At 62.7% G+C, this 12,852-nt stretch carries 8 protein-coding genes; 2 read left to right on the forward strand and 6 right to left on the reverse strand.

Annotated features, from left to right (window positions below; all coding sequences use genetic code 11):
- Positions 1 to 46: 46 nt before the first annotated feature.
- Complete coding sequence (gene rpsL, locus LB541_RS25570) at positions 47 to 418, reverse strand: 30S ribosomal protein S12 (protein ID WP_006333356.1); 372 nt, start codon at positions 416 to 418, stop codon at positions 47 to 49.
- A gap of 464 nt (positions 419 to 882) precedes the next feature.
- Between rpsL and LB541_RS25575 the strand changes: the two genes are divergently transcribed.
- Entirely contained in the window at positions 883 to 1,164 is a 282-nt protein-coding gene (locus tag LB541_RS25575; RefSeq protein ID WP_140501636.1) for a transcriptional regulator, read from the forward strand.
- Between the two features lie 164 nt (positions 1,165 to 1,328).
- Positions 1,329 to 2,255 carry a Gfo/Idh/MocA family protein gene (locus tag LB541_RS25580; RefSeq protein WP_140561042.1) on the forward strand — a complete coding sequence of 309 codons (927 nt, stop codon included), beginning with the start codon at positions 1,329 to 1,331 and terminating at the stop codon, positions 2,253 to 2,255.
- 49 nt (positions 2,256 to 2,304) lie between these two features.
- On the opposite strand, the gene LB541_RS25585 is transcribed toward LB541_RS25580, so the two are convergent.
- From LB541_RS25585 to rplJ, 5 genes are all read right to left on the reverse strand, one after another.
- On the reverse strand, positions 2,305 to 2,970 hold the full coding sequence (locus tag LB541_RS25585) for an O-methyltransferase (RefSeq protein ID WP_224619865.1): 666 nt from the start codon (positions 2,968 to 2,970) through the stop codon (positions 2,305 to 2,307).
- Between the two features lie 85 nt (positions 2,971 to 3,055).
- Positions 3,056 to 7,252 (reverse strand): DNA-directed RNA polymerase subunit beta', encoded by a 4,197-nt coding sequence (rpoC, locus tag LB541_RS25590; RefSeq protein ID WP_140501630.1) that lies wholly within the window; start codon positions 7,250 to 7,252, stop codon positions 3,056 to 3,058.
- Positions 7,253 to 7,387: 135 nt separating this feature from the next.
- Positions 7,388 to 11,524 (reverse strand): DNA-directed RNA polymerase subunit beta, encoded by a 4,137-nt coding sequence (gene rpoB, locus LB541_RS25595; protein WP_140501628.1) that lies wholly within the window; start codon positions 11,522 to 11,524, stop codon positions 7,388 to 7,390.
- 266 nt (positions 11,525 to 11,790) lie between these two features.
- Positions 11,791 to 12,168, reverse strand: a complete 378-nt coding sequence (gene rplL, locus LB541_RS25600; RefSeq protein WP_027146630.1) for a 50S ribosomal protein L7/L12 — start codon at positions 12,166 to 12,168, stop codon at positions 11,791 to 11,793.
- Between the two features lie 54 nt (positions 12,169 to 12,222).
- Positions 12,223 to 12,741 carry a 50S ribosomal protein L10 gene (gene rplJ, locus LB541_RS25605; RefSeq protein ID WP_140515456.1) on the reverse strand — a complete coding sequence of 173 codons (519 nt, stop codon included), beginning with the start codon at positions 12,739 to 12,741 and terminating at the stop codon, positions 12,223 to 12,225.
- Positions 12,742 to 12,852: the final 111 nt, after the last annotated feature.

Consider the following 12,852-nt stretch of genomic DNA (forward strand, 5'->3'; position numbering starts at 1 on the left):
CTCTCATAGCCCGGCGCAGTCAAAAAAGCGCCGAAGCCGGAAAACCTTACTTCGGACGCTTGGCACCGTATTTCGAACGGCGCTGCTTGCGGTTCTTCACACCCTGCGTGTCGAGCACTCCGCGGATGATGTGGTAACGGACACCCGGAAGGTCCTTGACGCGGCCGCCGCGGATCATGACCACGGAGTGCTCCTGAAGGTTGTGACCTTCGCCGGGGATGTAACCGATCACCTCGAAACCATTGGTCAGGCGGATCTTGGCCACCTTGCGCAGCGCCGAGTTCGGCTTCTTCGGCGTCGTTGTGTAGACGCGCGTGCAGACGCCCCGCTTCTGCGGGTTCTGCTGCATGGCCGGGACCTTGTTGCGCTTCACCGGCGCAATGCGCGGCTTGCGGATCAGCTGGTTGACGGTAGGCATTAAACCCTCTTGTCTCTCAATTCCGTGTCTCGTGCCGGTCAAGGCTCGCTCAAAGCGTCATTTCCATACGCAAATTCGGGCCACAAACCGCGCCTTGCGGTCTTGCCCGAACAAATCGCAGAGGAAGCGGATACCGCTTCGTGCACGCCGGAAATGTCTTTTCGCTCGTAAAACGAACCCTGTTTGAGGCAAACTCCAAAGCGTGTCGCTTCGGAAGGGAGAGCCTCACATCGGTTCTGACTGGGCGGCTTCTACTCGCAAGCCCGCGTACCGTCAACCCCGGAGCGGCAAATATTGCATTGAAGCCGGGGCTTGGCAGCCATGCGTAAACCGCATGTAATTTTCTTTCGTCATTTTGCAAGGGCGAGGAAGAAAGTGACCGGGTTTTGGCTGTTGCGCGGCGCGGCTTCATGCGAAAAAGCCGCATGAACAGTCAAAGCCCCTCGCCGCGAAGGAATCGGCCCGTGAACGACAACGAGGAACGCCCGGTCACCATCATCACCGGCCGGGTGTGGAAGAGAAAAGGCGGCAAGCCGGAAGGCGTGCACGTCATGCTGGTTGCGCCTGATGACGATTCGGCGGTGCGCCGTGCGCTCGAATCGCTGGCGGCGGAGGGTTACGCCGAAGCCGAGCTCGACCAGATCGGCGACATGGAGGGCGAGCCCGACGAGGAGCCGCATCTTTCGGCCTTCCAGGGCGCGCTCGAAGGCGAAGTGTCGATCGTGACCTTTGACGTGCCGATCTGAAAGCGTGCCGGCCCTTGCCGTTCGAATCGCCGCTGAAGCCTTCCAACGAGTGAAAGGCCCACGCTGCAGCTCCGGCAAAGACGGAGTTGACCTTTCGGCTTCGGCTTGTCCGGGGCAAGTGTTCTGATAAGAAGCGCTCACCATCATCCACAGACGGAGCGGCCGTGTCCCAGCCCATCAAGATAGGTATTGTCGGTGTCGGCAAGATCGTCCGCGACCAACACCTTCCGGCGCTCGCCAAGGACCGGGACTACCGGCTGATCGCCGCTGCCAGCCGGCATGGCAAGGTTGAAGACATCCATAATTTTCCCGATATCGAGACGATGCTTGGCGCCGTTCCCGAACTCGACGCCGTCTCACTCTGCATGCCGCCGCAATTCCGCTACGCTGCGGCGCGCACCGCGCTCGAGGCGAAGAAGCACGTGTTCCTGGAAAAGCCGCCCGGCGCCACGGTCAGCGAGGTCGAGGACCTGAAGGCGCTGGCGACGAAACAGGGCGTGTCGCTGTTCGCCAGTTGGCATTCGCGCTATGCGCCGGCGGTTGAAGCGGCACGGACTTTTTTGGCCGCGACGCAAATCAAATCAGCGGCAATCGTCTGGAAGGAAGACGTGCGCCGCTGGCACCCGAACCAGGACTGGATCTGGCAGCCAGGCGGCTTCGGCGTCTTCGATCCAGGCATCAACGCGCTGTCGATCGCGACCTACATCCTGCCCGCCATGTACATCACCTCGGCCGCGCTCGACTTCCCGGAGAACCGCGACGCGCCGATCGCCGCCCAGGTCGCCTTCCGCGCGGCGAACGGGTCGGCGGTGACGATGGATCTGGATTGGCTCCAGACCGGGCCGCAGAGCTGGGACATTCTCGCCGATACCGATGCCGGCAAGATGGTGCTCTCGGGCGGTGGCTCGAAACTCTCCATCGACGGCCGCGTCGTCCATGAAGAACCGGAATCGGAATATCCTGAACTCTACAGGCGTTTCGCCGAAATCGTGCGCGCCGGCACTTCCGATGTCGATCTCGCGCCCCTCCAGCATGTCGCCGACGCCTTCATGCTCGGCAAGCGCAATGTGGTCGAGGCGTTCTTCGACTGAATAGCGACTGTCGCCCGGATCGCGGATCCGGTCCGCCTATCGCAACAACTCAATCGACAATCGCTATGGCGAACCCGTCATAGCCCTTGGCGCCGACAGTCTGGATCGCGGTGCCGTCCAGGCGCTTGTCGCCGCCGATGAAGGAGAACGCCGCGCGTGCACCTTCGACGTTGGCGTCGCGACCATCCTCGTCGAGCACCGTGCCTTCGCGAATGACGTTGTCGCAGACGATGACCGTTCCCGAGCGCGACAGCCGCATGGCCCAGGAGAGATAGTTGGGGTTGTTAGGCTTGTCGGCGTCGATGAAAACGAGGTCGAACGGCCCGGCGTCTTCGGCCCCCAGCGCAGCGAGCGACTGCAGCGCCGGCCCGACCCGCAGATCGACCTGTTCGGAAACCCCTGCCCGCTCGAAATTCGAACGCGCGACCTTGGCGTGGTGCGGATCGAGTTCGAGCGTCACGATTTTTCCGCCGGCCGGCAATCCCCGCGCCATCCAGATGGTGGAATAACCGCCCAGCGTACCAATCTCGAGCACCTTTTTCGCGCCGCGAATGCGCACCAGCAGCGAGAGCAGCTTTCCTTGCGTCGCCGAGACGTCGATCGCCGGCAAGCCACCGTCGCGGTTGGCCGCCAGGACCGCGTCGAGAACAGGATCCGCCTCGAAGAGCGAGGAAACGATGTAGTTATCGACAGCCGTCCAGGTTTTCATGCTCATCTGCCTTCCTCGATTGTTCGTTGAAACGAAAAAGCCGCCGGGTTGCCCCGGCGGCCTTGTTGCCTGAGATTTCGTGCCGCCGCGCTTACTGCGCGGCGGTTGTCATGTCGGCCAGCATCGGCTCGGCGACTTCGACACCGGAGGCCTTGCGGCGCTCGTCGATGATCAGTTCGTCGCGCGAGGTGGCGATGCGGCGGATCTGGCTCATCGTGCCGCCGGTACCGGCCGGGATCAGCCGGCCGACGATGACGTTTTCCTTCAAGCCCTGCAGCATGTCGGTCTTGCCGGCAACCGCGGCTTCCGTCAGCACCCTGGTCGTCTCCTGGAAGGAGGCGGCCGAGATGAAGGACGGCGTCTGCAGCGAGGCCTTGGTGATGCCGAGCAGCACCGGCTGACCTTCGGCCGGCTTCTTGCCGTCCTCGATCAGGCGCTCGTTGACCTCTTCCAGTTCGATCACGTCGACGTGGTCGCCCGGAATATAGGTCGAGTCGCCCTGCGTGGTGATCTCGACCTTCTGCAGCATCTGGCGAACGATCACCTCGATGTGCTTGTCGTTGATCGACACGCCCTGCAGACGGTAGACCTCCTGGATCTCGTTGACGAGGTAGGACGCAAGCGCCTCCACGCCCTTGATCGCCAGGATGTCGTGCGGCGCCGGATTGCCGTCGAGGATGTAGTCGCCCTTCTCGATGACGTCGCCGTCCTGGAGATGGAACGGCTTGCCCTTCGGGATCAGGTATTCGACAGGCTCAAGCGTCGAGTCATGCGGCTCGATGATGATGCGGCGCTTGTTCTTGTAGTCGCGGCCAAAGCGGATCGTACCATCGATCTCTGCGATGATGGCGTGATCCTTCGGACGACGGGCCTCGAACAGCTCGGCAACACGCGGCAGACCGCCGGTGATGTCCTTGGTCTTGGCGCTTTCCATCGGGATACGCGCCAGGACGTCGCCGGGGCGAACCTGAGCACCCGGCTCGACCGAGAGAATGGCCTCGACCGAGAGCAGGAAGCGGGCATCGCCGCCCTTCGACAGCTTGCCGACCTTGCCCTTGGCGTCCTGAACGACGATCGCCGGCTTCAGGTCGTTGCCGCGCGGCGTCGAACGCCAGTCGATGACCTCGCGCTTGGTGATGCCGGTCGACTCGTCGGCCGTTTCCTGGACGGAAATGCCGTCGACCAGATCCTCGAACGCCACCTTGCCCTCGATTTCGGTGAGGATGGGGCGGGTGTAAGGATCCCACTCGGCGATGCGCTGGCCGCGCTTCACCTTGTCGCCATCGTCCACGAAGATGCGCGAACCATAGGTGACGCGGTGCGTGGCGCGCTCCTTGCCGGCCTCGTCGAGGATCAGCACCGCCATGTTGCGGCCCATGACCATCTGCTGGCCGTCCGAGTTGCGCACCACGTTGCGGTTGCGGATCTCGACCTTGCCCTCATAGGAGGCTTCAAGGAACGAGCTATCCACCACCTGCGCCGTACCGCCCATGTGGAAGGTACGCATGGTGAGCTGGGTGCCCGGCTCGCCGATCGACTGCGCCGCGATAACGCCGACGGCCTCGCCCTGGTTGACCGGGGTGCCCCGGGCCAGATCGCGTCCGTAGCAGACCGCGCAGACGCCGACCCTGACTTCGCAAGTCAGCGCCGAGCGGATGCGGACCGACTGCACGCCGGCCTTCTCGATCTGCTCCACGTCGCGCTCGTCCATCAGCGTTCCGGCCTTGACCAGCAATTCGCCGGTCACCGGATGGTTGATGTCGTCGAGCGCGGTGCGGCCCAGCACGCGTTGGCCGACCGAAGCGACGACCTGACCGGCATCGACGATCGGCTGCATGGTGAGGCCCTTGTCGGTGCCGCAATCCACGGAGTTGACGATGCAGTCCTGCGCCACGTCGACCAGACGACGGGTGAGATAGCCCGAGTTCGCCGTCTTCAAGGCGGTGTCTGCCAGACCCTTGCGGGCGCCGTGGGTCGAGTTGAAGTACTCGAGCACGGTCAGGCCTTCCTTGAAGTTGGAGATGATCGGCGTCTCGATGATTTCACCCGACGGCTTGGCCATCAGGCCGCGCATGCCGGCGAGCTGGCGCATCTGGGTGGGCGAGCCGCGCGCACCGGAGTGCGACATCATGTAGATCGAGTTCATCGGCTTCTGACGACCATTGTCCTCGAACTCGACCGCCTTGATGCGGGCCATCATTTCGTCGGCGACCTTTTCCGAGCACTTGGCCCAGGCGTCGACGACCTTATTGTACTTCTCGCCCTGCGTGATCAGGCCGTCATTGTACTGCTGCTCGTATTCCTTGGCCAAGGCCTCGGTGTCCGACACCAGCTTGATCTTGGTATCCGGGATCAGCATGTCGTCCTTGCCGAACGAAATGCCGGCGCGGCAGGCATGGGCGAAACCGAGCGCCATGATGCGATCGCAGAAAATGACCGTCTCCTTCTGACCGCAATGGCGGTAGACGGTGTCGATCATCTTGGAGATGTTCTTCTTGGTCATCTCCTGGTTGGCGGTCTCGTAAGGCACGTTGACGTTCTTCGGCAGAAGCTCGCCGATGATCATGCGGCCAGGCGTGGTGTCGTAGATCTTCGACACGACCTTGCCTTCGGCGTCGACCGAGCGGAAGCGGCCCTTGATCTTGGCGTGCAGGGTCACCGCCTTGGTCTCGAGCGCGTGCTGGAGTTCGCCCATGTCGGCAAACACCATGCCCTCGCCCGGCTCGTTCTGGTTGACGATCGAGAGGTAGTAGAGACCCAGAACCATGTCCTGCGACGGCACGATGATCGGCGCGCCCGAAGCCGGGTGCAGGATGTTGTTGGTCGACATCATCAGCACACGGGCTTCCAACTGTGCTTCCAGCGACAGCGGCACGTGGACCGCCATCTGGTCGCCGTCGAAGTCGGCGTTGAAGGCCGTGCAGACCAGCGGATGCAGCTGGATCGCCTTGCCTTCGATCAGGATCGGCTCGAACGCCTGGATGCCGAGGCGGTGCAGCGTCGGCGCGCGGTTCAAGAGCACCGGATGCTCGCGGATGACCTCGTCGAGGATATCCCAGACTTCCGGACGCTCCTTCTCGACCAGCTTCTTGGCCTGCTTGACGGTCGAGGAGTAACCCTTGGCGTCGAGGCGGGCGTAGATGAAGGGCTTGAACAGTTCGAGCGCCATCTTCTTGGGCAGGCCGCACTGGTGCAGCTTGAGCTCCGGACCGGTGACGATGACCGAACGGCCGGAATAGTCGACGCGCTTGCCGAGCAGGTTCTGGCGGAACCGGCCCTGCTTGCCCTTGAGCATATCCGAGAGCGACTTCAGCGGACGCTTGTTGGCGCCGGTGATGACGCGGCCACGGCGGCCGTTGTCGAACAGCGCGTCGACGGCTTCCTGCAGCATGCGCTTTTCATTGCGCACGATGATGCCGGGGGCACGCAACTCGATCAGCCGCTTCAGACGGTTGTTGCGGTTGATGACGCGTCGATAGAGATCGTTGAGGTCCGACGTCGCGAAACGTCCGCCGTCCAGCGGGACGAGCGGGCGCAGGTCCGGCGGAATCACCGGAACCACCTTCATGATCATCCATTCCGGACGGTTGCCGGACTCCATGAAGTTCTCGACGACCTTGAGCCGCTTCAGATACTTCTTCTGCTTCAGCTCGGACGTGGTCGAAGCCAGCTCCGAACGCAGGTCGCCGGCGATCTTCTCCAGGTCCATGCCGGCCAGAAGGTCATGAATGGCCTCGGCGCCGATCATGGCGGTGAAGCTATCCTCGCCATATTCGTCGACGGCGATCATGTACTCTTCCTCGCTGAGCAGCTGGTGCTCCTTCAGCGCGGTGAGGCCGGGTTCGGTGACGATGTAGTTCTCGAAGTAGAGGACGCGCTCGATGTCCTTCAGGGTCATGTCGAGCAGCGTGCCGATGCGCGAGGGCAGCGACTTCAGGAACCAGATATGGGCGACGGGTGCCGCCAGCTCGATATGGCCCATGCGCTCGCGGCGAACGCGCGACAGCGTGACTTCGACACCGCACTTTTCGCAGATGACGCCCTTGTACTTCATGCGCTTGTACTTGCCGCACAGGCACTCGTAGTCCTTGATCGGGCCAAAAATGCGCGCGCAGAACAGACCGTCACGCTCCGGCTTGAAGGTGCGGTAGTTGATGGTCTCCGGCTTCTTGATCTCGCCGAACGACCAGGACAGAATCTTCTCAGGGCTGGCGAGCGATATCCGGATGGAATCGAACACCTGCGCCGGCGCCTGGGGATTGAAGAGATTCATGACCTCTTGGTTCATGCCGTTCTCCTTTCGGGGTCCTCGAAAACCCCTTGCATCTGATGCGGGGCAAATGCCCGCTGAGTGGTCGGCCCACCGGCCGAAGAATTTGGTGCACCCGGTCGCGGGAGCCTCTCCCGCGACCGGGTGTCTTGTTTATTCCGCTGCGTCGGGCAGCCGAACCGGGGCTTCGTCGAGCTTGGTGTTCTCCAATTCGACGTTGAGGCCGAGCGACCGCATCTCCTTGACGAGAACGTTGAAGCTCTCGGGAATGCCGGCCTCGAAGGTGTCGTCACCGCGGACGATCGCCTCGTAGACCTTGGTGCGGCCAGCGACGTCGTCCGACTTCACCGTCAGCATTTCCTGCAGCGTATAGGCGGCGCCGTAGGCTTCCAGCGCCCAGACCTCCATTTCGCCGAAGCGCTGGCCGCCGAACTGCGCCTTGCCGCCCAGCGGCTGCTGGGTGACGAGCGAGTACGGACCGATCGAACGCGCGTGGATCTTGTCATCCACGAGGTGGTGAAGCTTGAGCATGTAGATGTAGCCCATCGTCACCTTGCGATCGAACGGCTCGCCGGTGCGTCCGTCATAGAGCTGCGACTGACCGCTGGTGTGCAGGCCCGCCTGCTCCAGCATGACGTTGATGTCGGCCTCGTGCGCGCCGTCGAACACCGGGGTTGCGATCGAGACGCCGCGGCGCATCTGCTCGCTCAGGCGAACGATGCTCTCGTCGTCATACTCGCGGACCGGCTCGTTGCGGTCGTTGGCGGGCATGAAGCTCTCCAGCGTCTTGCGCAGCGGCTTGATGTCGCCGGCAGACTTGTAGGCGTCGATCATCTCGCCGATCTTCCTGCCCATTCCGGCGCAAGCCCAGCCCAGATGCGTTTCCAGGATCTGGCCGACATTCATGCGGCTCGGCACACCCAGTGGGTTGAGCACGATATCGGCATGCGTGCCGTCCTCGAGGAAAGGCATGTCCTCGACCGGAACGATGCGCGACACGACACCCTTGTTGCCGTGACGGCCGGCCATCTTGTCACCCGGCTGCATCTTGCGCTTCACCGCCACGAAGACCTTGACCATCTTCATGACGCCCGGAGGCATTTCGTCGCCGCGCTGCACCTTCTCGACCTTGTCCATGAAGCGCTGTTCGAGTGCCTTCTTGGAATCGTCGTACTGGCCGCGCAGGGCTTCCAGTTCGCTCTGGAGCTTTTCGTTCTCCACGGCGAACTGCCACCACTGCGAACGCGGATACTCGTCGAGCGTGTCCTTCGACAGCGTCGAGCCCTTCTTGAAGCCCTTCGGTCCGGCGATCGCTTCCTTGCCGACGAGCACGTCGGAAAGGCGCGCGTAGACGTTGCGATCCAGGATCGCCTGCTCGTCGTCACGGTCCTTGGCGAGGCGTTCGATCTCCTCGCGCTCGATCGCCATGGCGCGCTCGTCCTTCTCCACACCGTGGCGATTGAACACGCGCACCTCGACGACGGTGCCGAAGGTGCCCGGAGGCATGCGCATCGAGGTGTCGCGCACATCGGATGCCTTTTCGCCGAAGATGGCGCGCAGAAGCTTTTCTTCCGGCGTCATCGGGCTTTCGCCCTTCGGCGTGATCTTGCCGACCAGGATATCGCCCGGCTGAACTTCGGCACCGATATAGACGATGCCGGCTTCATCGAGGTTCTTCAGCGCTTCTTCCGAGACGTTCGGAATGTCGCGCGTGATTTCCTCCGGTCCGAGCTTGGTGTCGCGCGCCATGACCTCGAACTCCTCGATGTGGATCGAGGTGAAGACGTCGTCGGCGACGATGCGCTCGGACAGGAGGATCGAGTCCTCGTAGTTGTAGCCGTTCCACGGCATGAACGCGACCAGCACGTTGCGGCCGAGAGCCAGATCGCCGAGCTCGGTCGAAGGACCGTCCGCGATGATGTCGCCCTTGTTGACCCGGTCGCCCATGCGCACCAGCGGACGCTGGTTGATGCAGGTGTTCTGGTTCGAACGCTGGAACTTCATCAGCCGGTAGATGTCGACGCCGGACTTGCCCGGATCGAGGTCTTCCGTTGCGCGGATGACGATACGCGTCGCGTCCACCTGGTCGACGATGCCGCCGCGGCGGGCGCCGATGGCGGCGCCCGAGTCACGAGCGACGATCGGCTCCATGCCGGTGCCGACGAACGGCGCCTCGGCGCGCACCAGCGGCACGGCCTGGCGCTGCATGTTCGAGCCCATCAGCGCGCGGTTGGCGTCGTCGTTCTCAAGGAACGGGATCAGGGCCGCGGCCACCGACACCATCTGCTTGGGCGAAACGTCCATCAGGTCGACGTTTTCGCGCGGCGCCATCATCACTTCGCCGGCACTGCGGCAAATGACGAATTCGTCGACAAAGCGACCATCCTTGTCGAGCTCGGCATTGGCCTGCGCGACATGGTGCTTGGCCTCTTCCATCGCCGACAGATAGACGACGTCATTGGTCAGCTTGCCGTCGACGATCTTGCGGTACGGGCTCTCGATGAAGCCGTACTTGTTGACGCGCGCGAAGGTGGCGAGCGAGTTGATCAGGCCGATATTCGGGCCTTCCGGCGTCTCGATCGGGCAGATGCGGCCGTAATGCGTCGGGTGCACGTCGCGCACCTCGAAGCCGGCGCGCTCGCGGGTCAGACCACCCGGTCCAAGCGCGGAGAGACGGCGCTTGTGGGTGATCTCCGACAGCGGATTGGTCTGGTCCATGAACTGCGACAGCTGCGAGGAACCGAAGAACTCGCGCACGGCGGCAGCCGCCGGCTTGGCGTTGATCAGGTCCTGCGGCATGACCGTGTCGATCTCGATCGAGGACATACGCTCCTTGATCGCGCGCTCCATGCGCAGCAGGCCGACGCGGTACTGGTTTTCCATCAGCTCGCCGACCGAACGCACGCGGCGATTGCCGAGATTGTCGATGTCGTCGATCTCGCCCTTGCCGTCACGCAGTTCGACCAGCGTCTTGACCACGGCCAGGATGTCGTCCTTGCGCAATACACGCACGGTGTCCTCGGCCTTGAGTTCGAGGCGCATGTTCATCTTGACGCGGCCAACGGCGGACAGGTCGTAGCGCTCGCTGTCGAAGAACAGCGAGTTGAACATGGCTTCAGCGGTTTCGAGCGTCGGCGGCTCGCCGGGGCGCATGACACGATAGATGTCGAACAGCGCGTCCTGGCGGCTCTCGTTCTTGTCGACGGCGAGCGTGTTGCGGATGTAGGCGCCGACATTGACGTGATCGATGTCGAGTATCTGGATCTCGTCCTCGCCGGTGCCAAGCAGCACCTTCAGCGTCTTGTCATCGATCTCGTCGCCGGCCTCGAGGAAGATCTCGCCGGTGGCGTAATTGACGATGTCCTCGGCGAGATAGTTGCCGAGCAGGTCCTCGTCGGTCGCCTTGATCGCCTTCAGGCCCTTTTCGCCGAGCTGGCGGGCCTGGCGGGCGGTGATCTTCTTGCCGGCCTCGACAACGACCTCACCCGTGTCGGCGTCGACCAGGTCGCCGACGGCCTTCAGGCCGCGGAAACGATCGACGTTGAACGGAATGCGCCAGTGATCGCCGGCGCGCTTGTAGGTGATCTTGTTGTAGAAGGTCGACAGGATCTCTTCGCCGTCCATTCCGAGCGCCATCAGCAGCGACGTCACCGGAATCTTGCGGCGACGGTCGATGCGGGCGTGCACGACGTCCTTGGAATCGAACTCGATGTCGAGCCACGAACCGCGATAGGGGATGACGCGCGCGGCAAACAGGAGCTTGCCCGACGAGTGCGACTTGCCCTTGTCATGGTCGAAGAAGACGCCCGGCGAGCGGTGCATCTGCGAGACGATGACGCGCTCGGTGCCGTTGACGATGAAGGTGCCGTTCGAGGTCATGAGCGGCATGTCGCCCATGTAGACGTCCTGCTCCTTGATGTCCTTGATCGACTTCGCGCCGGTATCCTCGTCGATATCGAACACGATCAGGCGCAGCGTCACCTTCAGCGGTGCGGCATAGGTGAGGTCGCGCTGACGGCATTCGTCAACGTCGAATTTCGGTCCTTCGAACTCGTACTTCACGAACTCCAGCATCGAGGAGCCGGAAAAATCGGAGATCGGGAAGACCGACTTGAAAACAGCCTGCAGTCCCTCGTCCGGACGTCCGCCCTTGGGCTCGTCCACCATCAGGAACTGGTCATAGGACGCCTTCTGAACCTCGATGAGGTTCGGCATCTCCGCAACTTCCGGGATCTTTCCGAAGAACTTGCGTACGCGTCTGCGGCCATTGAAAGTCTGGGTCTGGGCCATCGTCGCTCCTTAGCTCTAAACTCGGGGCGAGCCTCGCCGCGGCTCGCCTTGCATCCGAACCGCCTGGGCAGCGGCTCTCTGTCTGTTCTCCGGCCCCATTACCAAACTACTTGGCGGCGGCCGGCTAAAACGGGAGAAAACCCGTTTCCTGAGAGCCGGTTTCCGGCCCTCAGGAAAGAGGTTTTCGTGCATCTCGCGCTAGGCAGCCTCCCCAGGTCGCCCGAGGGAGTGGCGGACGGCGCGAGGCCGTCCGCCGATTGTTACGCTTACTTCAGCTCGACCTTGGCGCCGGCTGCTTCCAGCTGGGCCTTGAACTTGTCGGCGTCGGCCTTGGAAACGGCTTCCTTGACCGGCTTCGGAGCCGCTTCGACCAGGTCCTTGGCTTCCTTGAGGCCAAGGCCGGTGATGGCGCGGACTTCCTTGATGACGTTGATCTTCTGGGCGCCGGCATCGGTGAGGACGACGTCGAATTCCGTCTTTTCCTCGACCGGAGCGGCGGCAGCGGCAGCGCCGCCGGCAGCGGCAACAGCCACGGGAGCAGCAGCCGAAACGCCCCACTTTTCTTCCAGAAGCTTCGACAGCTCAGCCGCCTCAAGGACGGTCAGCTTCGAAAGGTCGTCTACGATCTTTGCGAGATCAGCCATTGTTGTATTCCTTCATAAGGTTCGAACGTGTGTTTGTGATAGCGAGGAACGGCCTCATGCCGCCTCGTCCTTCCGGGCGTAAGCGCCGATGACACGCGCGACCGAAGCCGCGGGCGCATTGACGATCTGGGCGATCCGGGTTGCCGGCGTGGCGATCATGCCAACCAGCCTGGCGCGCAGCTCGTCGAGCGACGGAAGTGTGGCGAGTGCCTTCACACCGTCGGCGTTGAGCGAGGTGGTGCCCATTGCGCCGCCGAGAATGACGAGCTTGTCATTCCCCTTGGCGAAATCGGACGCGACCTTCGGCGCCGCAATCGGATCCTCCGAATAGGCGACCAGCGTCTGTCCCTTGAACAGATCGATGATCGATGCGGAGTCCGTGCCCTGAAGAGCGATTTTGGCGAGACGGTTCTTCGCGACTTTAACGGTGCCACCGGCAGCGCGCATTTTCGACCGGAGGTCGTTCATTTGCGCGACGGTGATACCGGCATAGTGGGCCACGACCACTGAACCCGCGTTCGAGAACGCATCGTTCAGGCCCGTGACGAGTTCGCGTTTTTCCGCTCTGTCCACTGCCTATCTCCAGTTGACCCCCATCCTGCTAACGGGAACATTCCCATTCACGAGGACAGGCGTCGGGTTGCCTTTTGCCGGCCGGGCCATCCAGTAACGGATCTCCCGAAC

Origin of the sequence: Mesorhizobium sp. BR1-1-15 (genome assembly GCF_020165475.1) — a bacterium.
Taxonomy (GTDB): domain Bacteria; phylum Pseudomonadota; class Alphaproteobacteria; order Rhizobiales; family Rhizobiaceae; genus Mesorhizobium.